Source organism: Luteolibacter sp. LG18, from assembly GCF_036322585.1.
GTDB lineage: Bacteria > Verrucomicrobiota > Verrucomicrobiia > Verrucomicrobiales > Akkermansiaceae > Luteolibacter.
In genome coordinates, this window is record NZ_AP024600.1 from 3,344,073 (window position 1) to 3,363,727 (window position 19,655).

Genomic DNA, 19,655 nt, shown 5'->3' on the forward strand with positions numbered 1-19,655 from the left:
AAAGCCTGGGACGAAGTCCCAGGTTGGCCATTGGCAGGGGATCGCGTTCTGAAGGAACGCCTTATGCGGGGAGAGCGTCATCGGTAGGACGAACCCATCGGCGTCCCCCCCGCGGAACGCTTGAAGCTCGGAGAATCCCTCTCTGCCCCTTCCGGGGTAAAGAACACCGAATCTCCATTCGTCTGGAAAGATGTGGGTAAAGGGCAGACGTATCCAGGAGGGAAATAGCAAGTCGGAATCCTCCAATGTGATCCCCAAAAATTCATTTGTTGAATTGATCGGTGATAAAATACCTATTGAGTGATGAATGATTTCATTTCGGAATTGAAATACATTGGGGATCGCCAAGGGCTTGAGTGGTTCTTTGAACGAGCGCGTCATCAGCTTGATTTTGAGCATCAAATAGTGGCAGTCCTTCTTGGGTCAGGACGCGGCATTTTGGTGGTCGAGCCAGCAAGTGATGATGCACCTCATAATGCAATCATTTATGATGCTGTTGGTGCCATTCGGAGAAGGATGCAAAACCCGGAAGCTGGAAACGGGGCTATCTGTTTCTGTGATGCATATTACATCGGGGATGATTTGGCGCTTACAATAGCGTTCTCTTCTTGTCAGATGAGATGCTTCATTGACGAGGCTGGCGAAGTTTTGAAAATCGTTGAGTCGCGCTGATTTGAAAATAAAAAATGAACCCACGCGCCAACGCGGCCACGGTTTGCACCGGAGATGTGGGTAAAGGGCAGGAGGCATCGCCGCTTTCAGCGGAGGCGAGACATCGCCGGGGGCGGCACCTGCCTTCGTCAACCCGCTCCCTCGTTCCAGAAAACCACCCCCTCTCTGGTTCTCGCTCCTCTTCCACGGCTCCACTGCACCTCCCGTCGATTCAACCTGGATGAATGGCCCGCAGGGGGGAGGGAACCGCCGGGCCGGAGCCGATCCCGTGTTGATCGCGCATCGGGTGTCCCGGATGCCACGCGCCAGCTCAGACCCGCGGAGCGGGCACGGCATGCACCACGAGCGGGGCTTTGACGAACTCCATGCGATCCCGGTTGCCCTCCGGCCTCGATTCCGGAAGGATGGGGAAGCCTCCGGTCCGGAGCAACGCCATGTACTATCCTGATCTGGTGCCATATCAGTATTTCACGGTTCCCGAGGAGCCCTTGCCTCGGGCGGTCGGGTGGCTGGAACCGGAATATGCCTTCGAACGGGGTCCCACCTCCGAGGAGTTCAGGTCAAAGCTGTTCGAGCTGTGCAGTAATCCCGTCGAGCTCACCCGCGGCTTCCACAAATGCCCCTTTTGCCCGCGTCCGCCATTTCATCCACCCGAGGTCACCCACCATCACGTGCCAGGTCGGGGGATGGTGCCCACCCCTGAATACACACGGGCCATCATTCTCTCGATGCCGAAACAGGTCCGGGAATCCCGCGATGGCTGCGAGCATAGCCTCGGTAACGGGGAGATCCGCGTCCGGGGTGCGGATGGCGTCATCTACGGCGCGCCGACCTTGATCTACCACTACGTGGTCGCCCACGACTACCTCCCGCCCGCCGCCTTCATCGAGGCCGTCTGCCGATGGGAACCGCCACAGGACGCCGGGGCCAAACGCTGAGGGGCGACCGGGTCTAACACTCTCATTCGTTCCCACCGGCCCGCCCCATCCCCCGATCAGGGAAAAGTTCCAAAACAGGCCAGCCATTCCATGTCGGAAGAGTGAGCGATTTCGACGTCGCGCTCGCAAGCCATTGGGCATTCCGCAGCGTTCCAGTGGAACTGGATCCGCACCATTGTTGCCGGATCATCTGGAGCAGCTTGGTTTGTCTGACCTCGCTACGCAGATGAGCGCTCAAGCTGGCAGGCCGGTAAACTTCATGATATATGGAACGAAGAAATTCGCCGCATCACGGGTGCCGGGCATATTGTTCACGCGATGAATGCTTTTGATCTAGGGGCAAGCTTGGTCGATGCACGGAAACGGGTGGAAGCGACGCTCGGGCTGAGTTTGGCCGCGCACGAGAGTTCGCATCACTGTGGCGATTGCCGGCGTCTTGATCTGCCGGCAGGCGCGAGCTTCATCCTGCAAAATAACCGCGGCCCATTTGACGACGAGTGGACCGAAGCTGACTTTAAGAGCTTGCCGTTCCTGTCCTACATAATCAAGCATCCTTGCACGGATGACCTGCGCTAACCCTCGTCAATTCCGCATCCTTCATCACCCATCTCAGGCGTCGGATTATTCCATGAGGATCAATGACGAAAGAAACACTGATAGCAAAGGAAATGCGGTCGGCCATCAAGCTGGGTGATTTCCCACGCGTGCGTGACCTGACAGCTTTGCATCCTGAATGCATTCATATGCACACCCCTTTTGGTGGTTGGTTGCATGTCGCTGCTTCTTTCGGTCGGGATGAAATGGTCGATTACTTCATCGAATCCGGAGTGGATGTTAATGGCAGGGGCGGCATTTTAAATGGAGCGCCAATGAATGAGGCAGCTTCCGAGGGCTATTTGTCAATTGTGCAAAAGCTGCTGGATGCTGGTGGCGAGATGGACGTGACCGGACCTGACAGGAATCCCCTTTTTGGTGCGATTTACGGAGGTCACCTCGAGATCGTGAAATTGCTTGTCGAGCGCGGCATGGATCATCGTGTGCGATACACCGGCGAATCCATGAAGGACATGGACGCCTTGGCGTTTGCACGGGAGCGCGGGCAGACGGAGATCGCCAATTATCTGGCCGGACTGGAAAAGTAGCCGGATACGTGCGAAAAGAGCGGGACATTCCCGCCGCTGAACCCACCCGCCGACCCACGCCATGTACATCCCCGAATTGGAACCTTATCCGGACTGGGAACCGATCGAAGGGGAGCCCGATCCTCTGGCGGTTGGCTGGCTGCATCCGGATCATCCTGGCGCGCGCGGCCCCACCTCAGAGGAATTCCGGTCGAAGCTGTTCGATCTGTGCAAGCACTTCGTCCAGCCCACCCGCGGCTTCCACAATTGCCCCTTCTGCGAGCGCCCGCCACTTCATCCACCCGAGGTCACCCACCATCACGTCCCTGGCCTCGGCATGCAGCCCACGCCGGAATACATCAAGGCACTCACCCTTTCGATGCCGGATAAGGTGAGGGAATTCCGCGATGGCTGCGAGCAGAGCTTCGGTTCCGCGGAGATCCGCGTCCGTGGCGCGGATGGCGTCGTCTACGGCGCGCCCGATTTGATCTACCACTACGTGGTCGCCCACGACTACCTCCCGCCCGCCGCCTTCATCGAGGCCGTCTGCCAATGGTCTCCCCCGGAGGGAACCCGAGACGCCGGTTGACCATCCGCCCACGAGCTTTCCCCGCCGCGAACACCGCGGCGCGCGCGTGATTCCTCCGCGGTGTTTGCTCTGGACGGGTGCGTTTCCAGGCCCTACTCCCTCCGACGAGGGATGTGGAGGAACGGGACGTCCGCCGCCCGAATCTCTCCCCGGATGCTTCCACCCTGGGTTTGGAAAGGGATGAACACCGCGTTTACCGACCAACAGATCGAGACCTACCTGACCGGCGACGGTCTCAAGGTTGAGGATTACTGGCTTGAGCGGGATTCCGATGTAGTCACCATCTGCTATACCTTTGCTGGTCGTGAGATGTATCTCTTGATCGAACTTGACTCGTTGCATCAGGCCGTCGTCGAATATCTCGAACGATTTGGCGGGCGCCCACCGGGGTCGGACTGAACCTGCCACCCCACCATGGACTACCTCGTGTACCAATCCGATGCCGCGTTCCTGAGGAAGATCTGGACGCTCCCAGAGGAGGAACTGGTCCTGCGCTGCCCCGTGTGCCACGCCCGCGTCCTCTTCGCGCCCACCTGGGAACGGGCCCGCCGGCTGGGCGTCCATCCCGGCACCCACTGCTCGGCGGACCGGAAGCACCTGATGGTCCTGTTCGAGCTCGATGCAGAGCCAAGCCCGTGAAACACGTCGATCTCCACATCCTGGTGCTTGCGGTCATCGGTTTCTCGATCGCGGCCCTGCTCCGGCAGCCGCCCGTCTTTGCCGCGTGGCTGGTGGTGCTCCAGTTTCCGATCTTCACCCGCCATCCCATCCGGCGGGCAGGGGAGGGGAAACGGATCGCCTGCCAGGAGGCGGTCGTCGCGATCGTCGCCGCGGCCGCCTGGTGGAGCATGGGAGGGCCCGGCGAAAGGTAGGCCCGCATCACCGGGGAGACCTGGGTGGAGAAGAAACCGTCCATCGACAAGCGCATCCAAATCCCGGAGGCGGGCTATCAGCAGTTCCTCCGCGAGGCCCGGGAAACCGGCGTGCTGGAAATCCCGTCCCAGCTCGACCGGGTTGCCTACACCCATCACGATGACTGGGTGGGGCTGAAGGCGGATGCCGCCACGGAGGCCCATTGGTTCCAGACCGTGGGCGGCGTCCATCGGGACCAGCGGTTCGGCGTCCTGCTCCAGAAAGTGTTCATTGCCCTGCCGCGGTTGTGGCCGTAGCATCCCCCCAGCTCTCATCCCATCCTCCGGGCCCGTCCAAATGGCATTCTAGATCACCCGCCACTGCACCGTGACGGAGATCCGCCCACCGTGCTGGTGAAAGATGAATCGATACCCGATGAAGCGAAAGAGATTGGCTTGCCTGTTGGCGGTGGTGGCCCTGGTAGTCGTTTACGCGGTCACGGCTCACATTTCCGCCTCGTATGGAACCCGGAGCACGGGAGTAGATGGCGTCGGCATCCGGCTCTTCCGGCCGTTGCTGAGAGAGGTTTTGAATGTCCACTCGTCCGATCGCTACGCGTTGAAGATCGGCGGGAAGGATTATCCCAATGTGGAGGGGAACTATCCGTATTTCCTCAGCGTGCCGGAGATCGATTCGGTTGTGTTCCGTTTCGACCGAAACAACGATCGGGATTTCACGACCGTGGTGAGGAATTTGCGGGATGGCCGGGAGTTCCTTTTCCATCACGACCTGACGTACCTGCCCTTCGGCGATCCGTTGGTAACGGTGAAGAAAGCCGACCAGGAAGTCATCGTCGTGTCTTGCCGTGGAAAGGATTACACCCTCGATCTGGAAGCCGGCCGGATTCGGATCGATCTGTGAGAAAGTTTCCACAGGCCGCCATCCGCGCGGGAGCACCAGCCCTCCATCACCCCCGCTGGATCGTGATCCGGTTCGCCAGCCACCCGGACACCGTCACCACCAGCAGCCCCACATAGAGCAGCGGCGGAATGTCGGAAAACCAGTCCACCACCATCACCACCGGCAGGGTCCAGATGCCCCACCACGGATGTCGCCGCCTCTCCCGCTCCGCGAGCTCGCCGGGCGTCACCCGCTGCCCCTTCGCCCGCACCCGGTAGCCCACCCGCTCCGCCAAGAACACGCACACGAACCCGACCAGCACGAGAGAGACCACTTCCCCCACCGATGGCAGGGGCTGTGCCGCGACAATCCATTTGCTCATCTTCATCCATGGGCCTTTCCGGACCCGCTTCCATCCTGTCCCCGCGGCCCCTCAACGTCCAGCCCCTCCCCATTCCAATCCACCTTCGGGTTTCCATCCCTTCCTTTCCGCGCCACACTCCCGGCATGGACATCCGCCGCGCCACCGCCGCCGATCATGACGCCGTTTGGGAAATCTTCCGCAGCGTGATCGCCGCGGGGGACACCTACGTCTTCGATCCCGCCCTGCCGCGGGAGGACGCGCTCGCCTACTGGTTCGCCGTCGGCACCCACCCCTACGTCGCCGTGGAGGACGGGCGCGTGCTCGGCACCTACATCTTCAAGGCGAACCAACCCGGCCTCGGCTCCCACGTCGCCAATGCCAGCTACATGGTCTCCGCCGCCGCGCGCGGAAAGGGCGTGGGCTCCGCGCTCTGCGCCCACTCCCTGGAGGAGGCCGCCCGCGCCGGTTTCCTCGCCATGCAGTTCAACATCGTCGTCAGCACCAATGAGGCCGCCATCCACCTTTGGAAAAAGCACGGCTTCCGCATCCTCGGCACCGTCCCGCGCGCCTACCGCCACCGCCAGCTCGGCCTCGTCGACGCCCACGTCATGTTCCGCGAGCTCGCGTGAGGGCGGGGGACCCTCTTCCCGTGGCGGAAGTGGTGACACTTCAGGCTGGGTCAACCCGCACCCGCTCCTCAGCGTCCATCCGCTCCTTTACTCCCGACGCCCAACTTCGTAGACCTCGGTGCCTCCACCCGTGGTCGCGCGGGTGGCGTCCCCGGGGCGCTCGGCCGCTTGCTATCCGGAGTCCGGAGGTCAGTGGACCGAATGAAGGAGGATGATTGAAGCGCGCATCAAATCATGACGGGGACTGCCATGGAAATAATCGAAATGTTGCGGGATGACATGGTTGGCAGTGGATTCCTCGTCCAATGGATCACGCATCATCAAGGAGCCGGTGAATCGCTCCAGGATTGCGTGAATCGGACTCTTGGAGAGCTGCTGTCATCAGGGCAGGTCGAAATTGGGGTCGCTCAATCGGCTGAGCCCGATTACGTGGAGTTTGTGGCTTGGAGGGGCTCTGTTGAAGAGCGTGTTTCCAGGGCGATGGAAACGGTTCTCGCTGCGGCTGATCGGGACAAAGCATTCGCTTACTGGCTTTGCCTTCGAGAGAATGTTGACCGCTTTGAATAGCTGTTGCGGGCCGCGGAAGGGGGCGGTCGTTGCATTTGAACATTCCTCCTGGATGGACCCGCTCACCCCTCTTCCATCGCCCGCTGCGCGGTCGGGTACCAAGTCTCCGGCGGCCATGTGTACTTCCGGAAATCGCTCGTCATCGAGTCGAGAGAATCGAGCGGCGTGAAACTGAAATTCGAAAAGTCTCTCGCCTTGGCTAGCTCGACAAACCGGCGGCTGCAGAAAAATTCCCCGAACACCAGCACCCCGTTGTCCGCGCCGGGAACCCGCATGAAGTCGTCCCCGGGTATATCCCGGTTCATTCGCACGCGTTGGATGTGGGGGATGAAGCCATCCTTGCGGAAGAATACCTTGCAGCGTTTGTCGTTCTGCTTGTCCTGGGTTTCGAAGCGAAACACGTATTGTTCATCCACCTTCTCAAAGACGCGGTATGTGAGAAGTGGTGCCGCCCCCTCTACATTTACCCGGTAATAGGGCTGGGGAGGGAGGACTAGATCGCCCGTCATCGGTGCATAGGAGAAATCGACGGGGGTACAGGTTAGACCGGTCAGGTCTTGGGAAATAATTGCCTCGATCACCCGCTCGCTGAAGATGAGCGGCATGTGGGACACCGCCGGACTGAGGCAATCCGGCCACGTCTTCACCTTACGGGTCAGCTTCACCCTGGGCCGCTCCAGATCCGGGAGGTGGGGACGCCTTCCATGCGCGGCCCCCGCAGGGCGTGGATCGCATCGTAGGACGGCGCGCCCACCGCCCTGGCGCTGCCGATGAAAAAATCCGTCACCCTCTTCATTCAGGCTTTGGTTTAAACCGCTCCGCCATGTCGTCAACCGGGGTTGCCCGCATCGGGATCCTGCTTCGGGAGCAGCACTCCGACGATCATGCCGGAGACGATCGCCGCGGCGCACCCGCCGCGGATTTCCCGGAAGAGGCCCAGCATCACCAGCGGCACCACCGCTCCGATCGCTCCTCCCAGCAGGGCCTTCCGGCCCAGGGACCACCGCCGCAGGCGATCGGGAGCCCACACGTAAACGGGGAGGATCACCATCACGCAGGTCACCGCGAGCGCGATCCCGGTCCAGATGCCAACGAACCTGAGGGTGCGCCATGGGTCGATCGAGCCCCAGGTGTAGGCCATATCGCAGCCCAGCAGAATGCCGGCGCTCGCCCCCCAGGCCAGCAGCCCGCTCACACCCGCTCTCCCAACCGTTCTCGCCATGGCTCCTTCGATCATCGTCGCCGCCTTGAATAGCCGGAGGGGGAAGAGGAAGGCAATGCCCGGGATCGCCAGCCCGCCGTTCCAGTGATCCTCATCAGCCGCGGCCGCTGCCCGCACGGCGCTTCGCGAGCCATGCCACCACGAGCAGGACGAGCACGCCTCCGCCCACGGCCAGACCGGTGAATCCCCCGGGCGCGGCCGCTGGCTCATTCTCCGGAACTTGGTGGGCAGGAGCGGCTTTCCCTCCGGCCGGGGTGGCGTCCCTTGGCGTGCCCGCTGCTCCGGAGGAAGGAGCGGTGGGAGTGGCAGGGAACGGGGCCACGCTGTTGGCCGCGGTGATTTCCAGGGGTTTCGGTTCCGGCAGCGGCTGTCCCTCCACGGTGGGCTTGAACTCCGTGCCCCGGGCATCCAGCAGGCGGCCGTCCGGAGTGACCGTCGCCGGTTGCTCCGCTCCATGGCGGTCCGTCAGCACGATCTGGTCCGGGGCTTTCACCGCGAGCTTCCCGCCGGCCAGTCCCACGGCCCGTTGCAGCGGGGCGAACCCGGCGATCTCGATATCCTCGGTCCCGGCTCCCTCCGGGCGGTGGCGGATGAACCGCAGGAAGCCGAAGCTGTCCTCGATCAGCACCGCGACCGTGCCGTCCCTCGCATCGGCGGAGTCCAGGGTCCATGCGCCGCCATTCGTGATCCTGCGGCGGTTGGTCCAGAAGGTGGTCGGCTCCTGGCCGTCCCGCCGGTAGGCCAGGGTGAAGAGTGCCTCGTCCTGGTCGTCCTGGATGGAAAGCGTCACGGCGGCCCCGCCAGGCAACCGCTGCTCCTCGGTGCGGGCGCGGGCGTTCTGGAAGCCGCCGGCGAGAAGACCCAACAGGGCGGCGGGCAGGACGAGGAAGGGACGGAAGCGCATGAGGGAGGGGAGGATGGAAATCGGTCTAACAACGCCATCGGCGCGCCGGTTTGTTTACCCATGATGTCGCCGGATCGAACCACTCCGCCTCACCGCCCATCCCACCCCACCTCCTCGGTTTACCGCGGAGGTGAGGCCGGAGGTCATGGAATCTCAATCGAGCGATGTGGCCTTCAGCCTCACCTTGCCGCAGTCCAGGCGGCCGGACACGTTCGGCAGCGTGACCTCCAGGCGGAAGTCCAGATAGCCGCTGAAGGTGCCGTCCGACAGGGTGCCACCCTCGATGAACATTCCCTGGGAAAGGATGCCTTCAAGCCCGAGCGTGTAGGTGCCGGCCTCGATGGTGTAGGAGGGCTCCGGATCAGGGAGCGCGCCATTGCCGGGCGGGGTGGAGTTCAGCCAAGGGGTGATCTCGATGTCCAGCGGTTCCTGTCCGCCATCCGTCCACGGCACCGCGCTGGTGCTGGTGGCGGCCCCCCAGATCGCTTCCCGGTCCACCGCGATGCGCCCGAAGAGGTGCATCGCATGGAGCTGCTCCTCGGCGGCCAGCCGCAGGTGGATCTGGGAACCGGCGGGCAGCGTCGGCACGCGGACCTGGAGCGGGGTGATGTCCGGAAGATCCGCGGTGGTGCCGATCACGAAATTTTCCGAGGTCGGCGTGCCGGGAGTGCTGGACCAGACGACGGAGTCGTTCCCGGAGGACGCGGCATCGTCGTTGTCGAAGTTCGTGACGTGGTTGGCCCCCAGGGTTTCGGTCCAGTCCTCCTTGCCCGCCTCGTCCGCCGCGGTGATGGAGCTGTCCCGGTTGGTGTCCACCAGGAGCTCCACCGGGGTGAGCGTGGCGCTCAGGCCGATGGTGAGGTCGGTGCCGTCTCCCTGGCGGTCGGTGGTGAGCAGGCCGTCCGTATTGGTGGCGACCCAGGCAGCGGTATGAAGGTCATGCGTCGCCCGGATCGGGATGTAGGCGTTCTCCGGTTCGGTGCCGAGGCTGGTGGGTAGGCCGCCGACCTGCGCGGTCCAGTCATAGTCCGGCTGTTCACGGTATCCTGGCAGCGAGTCCCGGTGCTTGACGGTGATCGTGTAGGTGGCCCCGCGGCGGAGCTTGAGCGAGCAGGTGTCCACCTCGGAGAAATTGCGGCCCTCGAGGTCGAATTTCCGCGTGTCCCCATTGCTGCCCACGATCTCCATGCGCCAGCGCTCGGAGTGGCTGCCGCTGTCATCACCGATGGTGAACGGCATGTCGAAGACGGTGTCCGCGGACGGGGGCGTGCCGTCATCGGCATCGTCGTTCGGATCGCCGCCCACGGCGACTTCCGCGCCATCGGAAACGCCGCCGCCATCGGTATCCGCCACCAGTGGCTGGGTGCGGTGGATCATTTCCTCGAGGTTGTCCAGGCCATCGGCATCGGGATCGCCGGCGGTGCCGTTGTCGCCCGCCGCGCTGAGCGGATCGAGCCCGGTGGCCACCTCCCATTCGTCGCGGAGGAGGTCCCCGTCCGTATCCCGCTCGAAGGGACTGGTGCCGGCGGCGGATTCCGCGAGGTTGTCCAGGCCGTCCCCGTCCTCGTTGTCCAGCGGGTCCGCCATCAGGAGGTTCCCGTAGTAGCGGTATTCCCAGAGGTCGCTCAGGCCATCGGCATCGATGTCGGTGGTGGTGTCATCCGAGTGGGGATCGAAACCGTGGAGATACTCCTCCAGGTTCGTGAGGCGGTCGTGATCCGGGTCCAGTCCGGCATCGGCGCTGTCCAGCGGCAGGAGGCCGTGCTGGATCTCCCAGCCATCCGGCATGCCATCGGCATCGCTGTCCACCGAGGTGGGGTCGGTGCCGGCCTGGTATTCGGCCAGATTGGTGGCGCCATCGTTGTCGTAATCCCCCGCGGCATCGTCCACTTCCCAATCGAGGCGGCGGGTGGGCACGTTCGGGGATTGCGGGGTGGCGCGGCTCCAGGTCACCCAGCGGACTTCCCAGGCATCCGGCATCCCGTCGCTGTCCCGGTCCGCGAGGTTGTCGAGGGTGCCGGGCACGGTGGAGTAGCTCTGTGGATCGAACCCGAGCAGATACTCCTGGATATTGGTCACGGTATCGCCGTCGGGGTCCAGGTTCCTGCTCCCCGCATAGAGGGCATCGGTGGCGTTCCGGACCTCCCATAGGTCCGGCAGATCGTCGTCGTCCGTATCCGCCTTGGTGGGATTGGTGCCGACGGAGGGTTGGGATTCCTCCAGGTTGGTGAGGCCGTCGTTGTCGTAGTCCGCGGCGGCATCGTCCACGTCCCAATCGAGGCGGCGGGTGAAGACGTAGGCGTTCTGCAGCGGATCCCACGCCCAGCTGACCCACTGGACTTCCCAGCCATCGGGCATGCCGTCGTTGTCGCGGTCGACGAAATAGTCGGTGAGGACGCCGCCAGCGCTGTGGGTGTCCAGCGGGTGGGTGCCCAGCAGATATTCCCCGATGTTGGAAATGCCATCGAGGTCATAATCGTAGTCCCGCTCTGGATCGCTGGCCACCAGGTTCTCCGCCACCTCCCAGGCATCCGGCAGCATGTCGCCATCGGTGTCGCCCTTGGTGGGATCGGCACCGTAGGTGTACTCGTTCAGATTGGAGAGGCCGTCCCCATCGTAGTCCGCGGCGGCGTCATTGGTCTCCCAGTCGATGACGGGGGTGAAGACGTAGTGTTTGGTCACCGGGTCCCATTCGCGGTGGGCCCACTTGAGCTCCCACGGGTCGGGCATGCCATCGTTGTCGCGGTCCGTGAGGTAGTCGTTGAGGCCGGGTACGGTGGAGGAGTACATCGGATCGAGGCCGAGGACGTACTCCGTCAGGTTGTCGACGTGGTCGCCGTCCGGGTCCGCGTCCTTGTCGTCCACCAGCGGGTTGGTGAAATGGGTCACCTCCCACTCGTCCGGCATGCCGTCCGCATCGGTGTCCGCCAGCGTGGGATTGGTGCCGGCGACGTACTCGCCGGCGTTGTCGAGCCCGTCGGAGTCGTGGTCCGCGGTGGCGTCCGCGACTTCCCAATCCAGGGTGCGGGTGACCACCGTGCGCTGGAGCATGGCGCTCCAGGTGGCGGTGGCCCACTTCGCCTCCCAGCGGTCCGGCATGCCGTCGCCGTCCGTGTCACGGGAAGCATCCGGATTGCCTCCGGTGCTGGTGGACTGGGGATCGGTGCCGATGAGGTATTCGATGAGGTTGGAGATGCCGTCGCCATCCGGATCGCCGCTGGCATCGTTGCCGCCCGGATTGAGGCCGTGGGCGATTTCCCAGGAGTTTGGGATCAGGTCGCCATCGGTATCGGCGGCCGGCAGGGTTTCGAAACGGAGAGAGAAGACGGCCTTGAGCTGGCCCAGGGTGGCCGGGGCCTTGTTCGTGTCATCCTCGGTGGTGTCCGTCCACGGATGGTGTCCGCCGGTGGCCGGGATGCCATTGGCGGTCATCTCCGCGGCGAGCCAGGCCGGAGCATCGGCGTGGAGGGCATCGTAGAAGGGAGCGGAGAGCGCCTTGAGCTGGCCGAGCAGGAGCGGGGCCTTCAGGGCATCCTTCTCCGCCTGGGTGGCGGGGGCCGCCCAGGAGGGCACTGGCTTGCCGGTGCCGGTGAGTTGGGCGTCCACCAGGGCGGCGAGGTCCGGCCGCTGGGCCTGCAGGGCGGCCAGCGCGCGGTTTGCCATCCATTTGGCTTGGCCGACGTTCGCCACGCTCTTGTTCGCCGGGGTGGCGGCGGGGTCGATGGCGGGCTGGGTGCCCTGCGACCACCACGCCGGCGGCGCGGCGGTGGCGAGCATGGCGGGCATCAGCACGCCGATGGAGGCGGCGCGCAGCGTGAGACTGCGGAAGAACGTGAAGCGGGAACCGTACATGGGTAGACGGGGCAGGGAGGTGGGCGGGAAAACGGGTGGGCCGCCGGACATCGGGTCCGGCGGCATGGGTGGCATTCGGCGCTGGCTACGGGATCACTCGTAGATGCCCATCGAGATGTCACCCTGCGGCTGGTCGAGGATCACCTCGCCCTTCAGGCGGGTCTTGCCGCCCACCGTGACATTGCCCTTCAGCTCGCTGTGGCCCTCCGCCACCAGCGCCTCGCCGCTGGAGGCCGCGGTGGAAGATGGCACGGCGGCGGGCGTGGAGCTGACCCAGTACTTGTTCGTCAGCGTGGTGCGGCCGTTCTTCAGCGTGGTGATGGCGTTGGAGAACTGGTAGGGGGTGATTCCCGGCTTGCCGTTGCCCAGCTCGAAGAGGGCCTCGGTTTCCACCCACTCGTCGAAGGTGGAGGAGAGGATGTTGCCGCGGGTGAGGTTGCGTGAACCCAGCGAGGTGGCATACGCGGCGTAGGCTCCGACCTCGTAACCGGAGGCGAAGGCGTAGTTTCCGACCGCGACGCCGTAGTAGCCGCCAATGGCGGTGGAACCCTTTCCGAGGGCGTTGTTCGATTGGTATTCGTCCTCATCGAAGCCACCGATCGCCACCGAGTATTTCCCGCTGGCGAAACCACCGCTCATGCCGATGGAGAGGTCTCCCTGGGCAGAGCCCCAGCCTGTCGCGAACGCGTGGTGGCCGGATGCGCCGGATTCCCCGAAGGCGGTCGAGTAGTCTCCGGAAGCGGATCCTATCCCCGCCGCGAAGGCATAGTCTCCTTCCGCAGTGCCGCCGCTGAGGGCCACGCTGTAGACGCCGGAGCCGGTGCCAAAGTTGCTCTTCAGGTAATGGTTCGTACTCAGATAGCTCCCCACCGAGGTCGGCGTCAGCGCGCTTTCCGAGCCGATCGTCAGCGTGCCGTTTGGGATGACGACGTTGCCGTTCTTCAGCACCACGAGGGCGTTGGAACGTGCTCCATAGACACCGTTGCCGACGATGAGCGAGGCGCTCGAGACGGTGTTGTTGTAGGAGCCCAGCGTCACGGTGCTGGTCTGCCCGATGTTGCCCTCGCCGATGGCGATGGCCTGGTTGGCTGTGGTCTCATTGCCCGCACCGATGAGCACCGATCCCTGGATGGCATACCCGGAGGGATTCGAGGTGGTTTTGTGGAGCAGGTTGTTCTGCCCGAGGACGATATTGCCGTAGCCCCCGAGCGTGCCCGTGGTGGTGATGTTGTTGCCGCCCCCGGCTACGAGGGATCCCATTTCATAGGCGGCACTGTTGTTGGAGCCGAGGACCACCGTCCCACTTGTGGAAAACTGATGGTTGGTGTCACCGGCTAGGAAGGAGGACTCGCTGGTGCTGTTGGTCGTATTGCCGCTGCCGAACGCCGCGGTGGCCCAGCCCAGCAGGATGTTTCCCTCGCCCCCGGCGATACTGAGCCCAGCCGCCTCATTGCCGGAGCCTACCGCGAGGCTGGAACCGGTGGCCGTGTTACCGTAGCCGATCGCAGCGGATTGCTCGCCCACCACCACCGTGTTGCTGGTGCCCACGTTCACGCCGTCGATGGGGTCGACGGGAGTTGGAGGGGGGGGATCGTCGGCCTTGGCGGCGGCGGAGAACGCGATGAAGGCGAGGGGGAGGAGAAGGCGGCGGGGTTTCATGGGAGGTTGGGAAAAAGGAATATCTAAGCCGATTCGAGGCGGCTCGTTTAGATGGTGGTTTCCGGGTTGTGTCAAGTAATGCATAGTGAAATTCATGTGAATTCATGATGTGTGAAGGTGCAGGTGATGGTGCAGGTGATGGTGGATCTGGGTATCAAAATCGGACATATGTTGTCCCCCGCGTGATGCCGGGAAGACGGCAGTCCTCCCGGTGGCCCTTCAGACCGCAAAAACCCATCCCCGCCCTCCGGGAAACCCCTTACGTAAAGATCCGAGTCCGCGCCCGATTCACGGATCACGGGGTGGGGGATATACTCGGCGTTCCCGTGGGGGGACTGATGGCGTGGCGAGACGTCCGCCACCTGCCGCCCGACGATCCATTCCCCCAATCCAAACCCACCACACGGCCATGAACGTCCTCGACAGCGCCGGTGGCATCCGGAACCACCGCGGCGCCCGGTGGTTCTCCTCACCGGCCCGATCTCTCTTTTCGGCGGTCCTCGGTCTCCTGATCGCGTCCACCGCCATCGTCCACGCCCTCACCGGCGCGATTTTCACCACCACCCCCACCGGCCTCACCGTCAATGGCAACATCTATGACGACTGCGAGGACGTGTATCTCAATGGCGGCCCTCAGAACCAGAATGCCAGCGGCCTCCCGCCCGGCACCTACTACTTCCAGGTCACCGATCCCTCCGGCAGCGTCCTGCTGTCTTCCGATCCCATCGCCGCGCGCCAGATCATCGTCAATGCCAGCGGCCGCATCTTCGGCGTCCCGCTCGTCGGCGGCCCCTACCACCTGGAGGGCAGCCTGAATCCATTCAACGGCTCGAAGCCCGTCCAGCTCTGGCCCTTCAACGCCACGCCGAACCCCGGCGGCGAGCACAAGGTCTGGATCACCCCCGTCGCCAGCTACGTGGCGGACTGGGACACCAACCCGCTCGCCCCGAACAACACCTTCGGCTTCGTCAACAACGACAGCAAGACGGACAACTTCAAGTGCCGCCGCCACGATGACCAGGAGCCCCTCCAGAGCGCCATCGGCGGCTACAAATACTATGACGCCAATGCCGATGGCGACTACGACGCCGGCGAACTCCCCATCCCCGGCTGGCGCATTGTCATCGATGTCACCCTGCCGGACCAGACCCAGGCCACCGTGGTCACCTACACCGATGCGAACGGCCTGTGGTCGCTCGTCTTCCCGCAGGGCACCACCTTCCTCGCCTGCGAGGCCCATCCCATCGAGGACCACTGGTTCCAGTCCGGCCCCGTGCCCGCCACCGTCACCGGCCTCGCCACCGCCGTCTTCCAGCCCGGGGATGGCTTCTGCTGGCAGGGCAGCGTCGGCGGCAGTGACAACTTCGGCCTCTCGTTCTTCAACTTCTGCATCGGCGCCGGCGGCGGACACACCCTCGGCTACTGGAGCAACAAGAACGGCCAGGCGACCATGAACGACGGCGGCACGCTCAACCCCGAGCTCGCCCTGCTCGTCTCCAAGAACCTCCGCAACGCCAATGGCAGCCACTTCGATCCCGCGAACTACGCCGCCTTCCGTACCTGGATCCTCGGCGCCACGGCCACCAACATGGCCTACATGCTCTCCGCCCAGTTCGCCGCCATGGTTCTCAACGTCGAGGCCGGCTTCGTCAATGGAGCCGCCCTGCTCTACGACGTGGAGAACAACGAGGTCGTCTCCGTGTCCGATCTCCTCACCGAGGCGAACGGCGAACTGGGCCTCCATCCCATGACCACCGTCACCGGCCTCCACAAGGCCTACCGCCCGCTCCAGGAGGACCTCAAGGACCTCCTCGACGACGCCAACAACAACCTCAACTTCATCCAATCCGCCCCCTGCCCGTTCAGCTTTCCTCCGTAGGGTTTTGGGGGAAAAATCCGCCTGGCTTTGCCCAGCGGTGACGAAGGGCCCCGGTGAAAGCCGGGGACCCTTCCGATCGTTCAGTGTAGCTGAAAGCTCCGCTTTCAGAATGTAGGGGGAAGCTCCAGCTTTCCCTCTGTGGGGAGGGAGTTCGTTCGGCCTTCGGGCCCCCGCCAACTGGAGCTGGCGGAGACGATTCGAAAGCGGAGCTTTCGACTACTTTCATCCCCCCGATGGGAATTTCCGCCGGTCTTTCCAACAGACAAACGCCGCGCCGCGTGACGTTATCCCTGTGGACCTTGGGACCGGAGCATGATGGCGCGCCGCGCGTCGTGAATCGGCATCAGGGCCCCGCTTTTCCACCATCCATCCACCAGCTCCCGCCGCCTTCGCCGCACATGAACGTGCTCCCGTCCCTCGTCCGTTGGAACGGGCATCCGAGGCTCTGGCCGGGCGCGGGCTTCTGCGTGTTCGCGCTGCTGCTCTCCGGTGTCAGCGTCGGCATGGTGTGGGCCCTGCACCACCTCGTCTTCGTCGATGCCCTGCGCGAGCAGGCCGAGCTCGACATGGTCCGGCTCGATGGCGCGCTGGAGGACTACCGCCTCCGCACCGGCCACGAGATTCCTGCGGAAACCGGGCTCGCCGCGCTGCTGGAAACCCCGCCCGGACCGCCCGCGCCGGCGCGCATCCTCCCGCGCGATCCCTGGGGCCGGGACTACCTCTGCGTCGTCGCCGCGCGCGAGGACGGCACCCGCATCACCCTCCGCAGCCGCGGCCCGGACCCGCTCGATCCCGCCGATGACGTCGTCCACCCCTGCGCCCCGCGGTAGGGCCCGGAAGTAGCGCAAGTTTCCAACTTGCGAATGGGAAGACTCGCGAACTCCCTCGCACGTCCAGTCCGCCCTAGAGGGGCCAGGATTCAGGGGCTGGGGGCTAGGAAGAGAGTGAAGCACCAGAGCAGCACCTCTTCCTTCCTCTTCCTCTTCCTAGCCCCTAGCCCCTAGCCCCTAGCCCCTAGCCCCTAGCCCCTAGCCCCTAATCGGCGGACTGGACCTGCATGCGCCTCCGCGAATCCCCCCGGCCAAAAAAAGAGGCCGCTCCGGAAGGAAGCCCTTCCCCCGGAGACGGCCATGGGGTTTTTGGAGCCGCAGTCTCTAACTGATACGCATCGGTTCCGCCACCCCCTCATTCGGGTGGGAATGCTTTCGTAGCCGCGTTGTAGCTGAAAGCTCCGCTTTCAGAATGTAGGGGGAAGCTCCAGCTTTCCCTCTTCGCGGGGTGGGCGTCGATTGGCCTCCCCGCCCCCGCCAACTGGAGCTGGCGGAGACAATCCGAAAGCGGAGCTTCCGGCTACATCCTACCGCACGGTGTCCAAAATCCGCATCCACCTCTCCACGAAGGTCGCCTCGTCCCGGTCCGCCAGCAGGTGTCCGCACGCGCGGTGGAGCTCCGCGGCCTCCATCGTCCCGTGGCCATCGCACGCCATCCGCGGCCACGCCCGGCGCGCGCGGTCGATCGCCGCCGCCAGCCCCGCCACGTCGCCCGGCGCCGCCAGCAGCGCGTGGCCCGCCGCCACCTCCGCCACCGCCCCGGCGGCGAAGCTCGCCACCGGCGTGCCGCATTTCAGGGACTCCAGCAGCGGCAGGCAATACGTCTCGTGGCGCGTGCCCAGCACCGTCAGGTCCGCCGCCGCGTAGCGCCGCGCCAGCGCCTCCCGGGACTCCGGCGGACCGCTGAAGCGCACCCGCCCCGCCAGCCCGCTTTCCGCCAGGAACGCCCGCACCCGCGCCTCGTGCGCCGCGTCCGCCGTGTGCGGGCTGTGGATCACCTCCAGCTCCCACGCCGTGAAACCCTCCCGCTCCAGCATCTCCAGCGCCTGTAGTACTTCCAGCAGCCCCTTGTTCGGCACCAGCCGCCCCACGTGCAGCAGGCGGAAAATCCCGTCCGCCGCGCGCGCGGGGCGGGGGACCACCGGCAGGTCCACCGCCAGCGGCAGCCGCGCGAACCCCGGCCGCGTCACCCCCATCTTCCTCGCCTCCTCCCGCGAGTAATCCGTGGCGTGCAGCACCGTGTCCGCCCGGTCCGCCAGCCGGAATTTCCGGTGCGCGTGCGTGAGCCACCCGCGCGCCGATTCATGCGCCAGCGCCAGCGGCATCAGCCCGTGGAAATACACCAGCCGCCGCCCGCGCCGCGGCACCCACGGCACCAGGTTGAAAAGATCGTAGCTCGCCCCGAAGTGGAACACATGCGCGTCCGCCTCCCGGAACCGCCGCCATTCCCGCAGGTGCGCCCGCGGCCCCGCCAGCACCCGCACGTCCGGCCGCGCGATCCTACTGTCATCGCAGTAGATCACGCTCTCCATCCCCCGTGCCAGGCACGCCCCGTGCATCGCCAGCACCGCGTGGCCGATCGCGTCCTGTGCCGCCAGCAGGCCGGTGTAGTGGATGATTTTCAAGGGGCGGACGGTTTCCTGGTCCTGCCTCACCCGACCAATGCCGCCACCGCCGGCAGGAAGTGCTCCCGGTAGGTGATCGTGCGCTCGATCGCGCCCTCGTCCTTCAGCACGTTCGCCCGCCACTCGTAGCGCAGCACCCGGCCGCTGGACGCCGCCTCCGGGAAATCCCCCGCGGCATCCGCCAGCTCCTCCAGCGCCAGGTGCTCCGGCGTCACCACCAGGAATTCCGGCCCCGCCTGCTCCCGCAGGTTCAGATAGATGTGGTCGCGCGCGTGTGTCTTGTGCGCCAGCTCCTCCGGCGTCAGCCGGTACTGGAAACGCCGGTCCACGCATGCCTCCGGCACCCGCTGGATCTCGTAGCTCTCCGTTTCCGCCGGCTTCTGATAGACCAGCGGGATCTCGTAGAGCGGCACCTCGCCCAGCCCCTCCAGCGCCCGCAGCACGATCGGCCGCGTGATGTCGTGCACCGGATTGTAGAACTCGATCGCATCGCAGAACACCTGGTCCGGCTGGAGCCGCTCCAGCACCGCCCGCAGGTCCGCCGCCACCCGTGCGAAAAGCGCGTCATTCCGGTCCAGCAGGCCATCGTAGAACGACGCCTCGCTGTAGCCCAGATACGTCGCCCGCTCCAGCAGCCCGATGCGCTCCAGGCCCTCCTTCGACTGCCGCTCGCGCTCCTCGCCGCCGCCATCCGTGATCACCACCACATGTGGGCGGTGGCGTTGCAGCAGCCCGTAGATTGCCAGCTCGTGGGCCGGGTGGCCGATGACGATGACGCGGCGCGCGCCCTGCACGGAAAAAGGATCGGTCTTCGCGGACATGGGAGGATGGAAAGGGGAACCGCCGCGGATGCTGGCGGGCCCGTCCGTCCCTAGCAAGGCTTCGTAGCCGCATCTCTGGAGGTAGGGTCATCTCGCGGAGATGACCGGGCGGTGGGCGTTGTCCGCGAATGGAACTCCGCCCCCACAGACACAGGGAAGGGGACGTTCCACTGGCAGCGGACGTGACCTTTTCTCCCCGGTCGCCCCGGCGGTGCGACCCTACCTTTGCGG

Annotated in this window: 23 protein-coding genes; 14 read left to right on the forward strand and 9 right to left on the reverse strand. The window is 64.7% G+C overall.

What is annotated here, in order from left to right; all coding sequences use genetic code 11:
• The first annotated feature begins 303 nt into the window (after window positions 1-303).
• From llg_RS13575 to llg_RS13620, 10 genes are all read left to right on the forward strand, one after another.
• Window positions 304-672, forward strand: coding sequence for a hypothetical protein (locus tag llg_RS13575; protein ID WP_338285214.1), 369 nt, complete (start codon window positions 304-306; stop codon window positions 670-672).
• A 686-nt stretch (window positions 673-1,358) separates the two neighbouring features.
• Window positions 1,359-1,610, forward strand: a complete 252-nt coding sequence (locus llg_RS13580) for a hypothetical protein (protein WP_338285215.1) — start codon at window positions 1,359-1,361, stop codon at window positions 1,608-1,610.
• A 318-nt stretch (window positions 1,611-1,928) separates the two neighbouring features.
• The gene (locus llg_RS13585) at window positions 1,929-2,186 is read left to right on the forward strand and encodes a hypothetical protein (RefSeq protein WP_338285216.1); all 258 of its coding nucleotides are present in this window, start codon (window positions 1,929-1,931) and stop codon (window positions 2,184-2,186) included.
• Between the two features lie 62 nt (window positions 2,187-2,248).
• Entirely contained in the window at window positions 2,249-2,752 is a 504-nt protein-coding gene (locus tag llg_RS13590) for an ankyrin repeat domain-containing protein (protein ID WP_338285217.1), read from the forward strand.
• Between the two features lie 61 nt (window positions 2,753-2,813).
• Window positions 2,814-3,320, forward strand: coding sequence for a hypothetical protein (locus llg_RS13595; protein WP_338285218.1), 507 nt, complete (start codon window positions 2,814-2,816; stop codon window positions 3,318-3,320).
• A gap of 180 nt (window positions 3,321-3,500) precedes the next feature.
• Window positions 3,501-3,719 carry a hypothetical protein gene (locus llg_RS13600; RefSeq protein WP_338285219.1) on the forward strand — a complete coding sequence of 73 codons (219 nt, stop codon included), beginning with the start codon at window positions 3,501-3,503 and terminating at the stop codon, window positions 3,717-3,719.
• 15 nt (window positions 3,720-3,734) lie between these two features.
• Window positions 3,735-3,959, forward strand: a complete 225-nt coding sequence (locus tag llg_RS13605; RefSeq protein ID WP_338285220.1) for a hypothetical protein — start codon at window positions 3,735-3,737, stop codon at window positions 3,957-3,959.
• A complete protein-coding gene (locus tag llg_RS13610) occupies window positions 3,956-4,192 on the forward strand; it encodes a hypothetical protein (RefSeq protein WP_338285221.1) in 237 nt (78 codons plus the stop codon). The genes llg_RS13605 and llg_RS13610 overlap by 4 nt, the downstream gene beginning before the upstream one ends.
• A 24-nt stretch (window positions 4,193-4,216) precedes the next feature.
• Window positions 4,217-4,489 carry a hypothetical protein gene (locus llg_RS13615; RefSeq protein ID WP_338285222.1) on the forward strand — a complete coding sequence of 91 codons (273 nt, stop codon included), beginning with the start codon at window positions 4,217-4,219 and terminating at the stop codon, window positions 4,487-4,489.
• 118 nt (window positions 4,490-4,607) lie between these two features.
• Window positions 4,608-5,093 carry a hypothetical protein gene (locus llg_RS13620; protein WP_338285223.1) on the forward strand — a complete coding sequence of 162 codons (486 nt, stop codon included), beginning with the start codon at window positions 4,608-4,610 and terminating at the stop codon, window positions 5,091-5,093.
• A gap of 46 nt (window positions 5,094-5,139) precedes the next feature.
• Here llg_RS13620 and llg_RS13625 read toward each other — a convergent pair whose 3' ends face one another.
• Window positions 5,140-5,454 (reverse strand): hypothetical protein, encoded by a 315-nt coding sequence (locus llg_RS13625; RefSeq protein ID WP_338285224.1) that lies wholly within the window; start codon window positions 5,452-5,454, stop codon window positions 5,140-5,142.
• A gap of 125 nt (window positions 5,455-5,579) precedes the next feature.
• Here llg_RS13625 and llg_RS13630 point away from each other — a divergent pair, with 125 nt between their 5' ends.
• Together llg_RS13630 and llg_RS13635 are read left to right on the forward strand one after the other, a co-directional pair.
• Window positions 5,580-6,065 carry a GNAT family N-acetyltransferase gene (locus tag llg_RS13630; RefSeq protein WP_338285225.1) on the forward strand — a complete coding sequence of 162 codons (486 nt, stop codon included), beginning with the start codon at window positions 5,580-5,582 and terminating at the stop codon, window positions 6,063-6,065.
• Window positions 6,066-6,314: 249 nt separating this feature from the next.
• Window positions 6,315-6,632 carry a hypothetical protein gene (locus llg_RS13635; RefSeq protein ID WP_338285226.1) on the forward strand — a complete coding sequence of 106 codons (318 nt, stop codon included), beginning with the start codon at window positions 6,315-6,317 and terminating at the stop codon, window positions 6,630-6,632.
• A 62-nt stretch (window positions 6,633-6,694) separates the two neighbouring features.
• Here the strand turns inward: llg_RS13635 and llg_RS13640 are convergent, their stop codons facing one another.
• The 6 genes from llg_RS13640 to llg_RS13665 all read right to left on the reverse strand — a co-directional run bounded on the left by llg_RS13640 (window position 6,695) and on the right by llg_RS13665 (window position 14,269).
• Window positions 6,695-7,297, reverse strand: coding sequence for a hypothetical protein (locus llg_RS13640; RefSeq protein WP_338285227.1), 603 nt, complete (start codon window positions 7,295-7,297; stop codon window positions 6,695-6,697).
• Complete coding sequence (locus llg_RS13645; RefSeq protein WP_338285228.1) at window positions 7,294-7,428, reverse strand: hypothetical protein; 135 nt, start codon at window positions 7,426-7,428, stop codon at window positions 7,294-7,296. The genes llg_RS13640 and llg_RS13645 overlap by 4 nt, the downstream gene beginning before the upstream one ends.
• A 33-nt stretch (window positions 7,429-7,461) precedes the next feature.
• Window positions 7,462-7,854 carry a hypothetical protein gene (locus llg_RS13650; RefSeq protein WP_338285229.1) on the reverse strand — a complete coding sequence of 131 codons (393 nt, stop codon included), beginning with the start codon at window positions 7,852-7,854 and terminating at the stop codon, window positions 7,462-7,464.
• A gap of 94 nt (window positions 7,855-7,948) precedes the next feature.
• A complete protein-coding gene (locus llg_RS13655; RefSeq protein WP_338285230.1) occupies window positions 7,949-8,758 on the reverse strand; it encodes a hypothetical protein in 810 nt (269 codons plus the stop codon).
• A 153-nt stretch (window positions 8,759-8,911) separates the two neighbouring features.
• The gene (locus llg_RS13660) at window positions 8,912-12,610 is read right to left on the reverse strand and encodes a hypothetical protein (RefSeq protein WP_338285231.1); all 3,699 of its coding nucleotides are present in this window, start codon (window positions 12,608-12,610) and stop codon (window positions 8,912-8,914) included.
• 93 nt (window positions 12,611-12,703) lie between these two features.
• On the reverse strand, window positions 12,704-14,269 hold the full coding sequence (locus llg_RS13665) for a hypothetical protein (protein ID WP_338285232.1): 1,566 nt from the start codon (window positions 14,267-14,269) through the stop codon (window positions 12,704-12,706).
• 409 nt (window positions 14,270-14,678) lie between these two features.
• Between llg_RS13665 and llg_RS13670 the strand changes: the two genes are divergently transcribed.
• Window positions 14,679-16,148, forward strand: coding sequence for a hypothetical protein (locus llg_RS13670; RefSeq protein ID WP_338285233.1), 1,470 nt, complete (start codon window positions 14,679-14,681; stop codon window positions 16,146-16,148).
• 398 nt (window positions 16,149-16,546) lie between these two features.
• A complete protein-coding gene (locus llg_RS13675; RefSeq protein ID WP_338285234.1) occupies window positions 16,547-16,978 on the forward strand; it encodes a type II secretion system protein GspG in 432 nt (143 codons plus the stop codon).
• 527 nt (window positions 16,979-17,505) lie between these two features.
• Here llg_RS13675 and llg_RS13680 read toward each other — a convergent pair.
• Window positions 17,506-18,603 (reverse strand): glycosyltransferase, encoded by a 1,098-nt coding sequence (locus tag llg_RS13680; RefSeq protein WP_338285235.1) that lies wholly within the window; start codon window positions 18,601-18,603, stop codon window positions 17,506-17,508.
• 26 nt (window positions 18,604-18,629) lie between these two features.
• Complete coding sequence (locus tag llg_RS13685; RefSeq protein WP_338285236.1) at window positions 18,630-19,424, reverse strand: hypothetical protein; 795 nt, start codon at window positions 19,422-19,424, stop codon at window positions 18,630-18,632.
• Between the last annotated feature and the right edge of the window lie 231 nt (window positions 19,425-19,655).

Bases quoted from the DNA above. Each gene is read 5' to 3' on its own strand.
- llg_RS13575 (WP_338285214.1), top strand. From the start codon at position 304: ATGAATGATTTCATTTCGGAATTGAAATACATTGGGGATCGCCAAGGG.
- llg_RS13580 (WP_338285215.1), top strand. From the start codon at position 1,359: ATGGTGCCCACCCCTGAATACACACGGGCCATCATTCTCTCGATGCCG.
- llg_RS13585 (WP_338285216.1), top strand. From the start codon at position 1,929: ATGAATGCTTTTGATCTAGGGGCAAGCTTGGTCGATGCACGGAAACGG.
- llg_RS13590 (WP_338285217.1), top strand. From the start codon at position 2,249: ATGACGAAAGAAACACTGATAGCAAAGGAAATGCGGTCGGCCATCAAG.
- llg_RS13595 (WP_338285218.1), top strand. From the start codon at position 2,814: ATGTACATCCCCGAATTGGAACCTTATCCGGACTGGGAACCGATCGAA.
- llg_RS13600 (WP_338285219.1), top strand. From the start codon at position 3,501: ATGAACACCGCGTTTACCGACCAACAGATCGAGACCTACCTGACCGGC.
- llg_RS13605 (WP_338285220.1), top strand. From the start codon at position 3,735: ATGGACTACCTCGTGTACCAATCCGATGCCGCGTTCCTGAGGAAGATC.
- llg_RS13620 (WP_338285223.1), top strand. From the start codon at position 4,608: ATGAAGCGAAAGAGATTGGCTTGCCTGTTGGCGGTGGTGGCCCTGGTA.
- llg_RS13625 (WP_338285224.1), bottom strand. From the start codon at position 5,454: ATGAGCAAATGGATTGTCGCGGCACAGCCCCTGCCATCGGTGGGGGAA.
- llg_RS13630 (WP_338285225.1), top strand. From the start codon at position 5,580: ATGGACATCCGCCGCGCCACCGCCGCCGATCATGACGCCGTTTGGGAA.
- llg_RS13635 (WP_338285226.1), top strand. From the start codon at position 6,315: ATGGAAATAATCGAAATGTTGCGGGATGACATGGTTGGCAGTGGATTC.
- llg_RS13645 (WP_338285228.1), bottom strand. From the start codon at position 7,428: ATGAAGAGGGTGACGGATTTTTTCATCGGCAGCGCCAGGGCGGTGGGC.
- llg_RS13650 (WP_338285229.1), bottom strand. From the start codon at position 7,854: ATGGCGAGAACGGTTGGGAGAGCGGGTGTGAGCGGGCTGCTGGCCTGG.
- llg_RS13655 (WP_338285230.1), bottom strand. From the start codon at position 8,758: ATGCGCTTCCGTCCCTTCCTCGTCCTGCCCGCCGCCCTGTTGGGTCTT.
- llg_RS13660 (WP_338285231.1), bottom strand. From the start codon at position 12,610: ATGTACGGTTCCCGCTTCACGTTCTTCCGCAGTCTCACGCTGCGCGCC.
- llg_RS13665 (WP_338285232.1), bottom strand. From the start codon at position 14,269: ATGAAACCCCGCCGCCTTCTCCTCCCCCTCGCCTTCATCGCGTTCTCC.
- llg_RS13670 (WP_338285233.1), top strand. From the start codon at position 14,679: ATGAACGTCCTCGACAGCGCCGGTGGCATCCGGAACCACCGCGGCGCC.
- llg_RS13675 (WP_338285234.1), top strand. From the start codon at position 16,547: ATGAACGTGCTCCCGTCCCTCGTCCGTTGGAACGGGCATCCGAGGCTC.
- llg_RS13685 (WP_338285236.1), bottom strand. From the start codon at position 19,424: ATGTCCGCGAAGACCGATCCTTTTTCCGTGCAGGGCGCGCGCCGCGTC.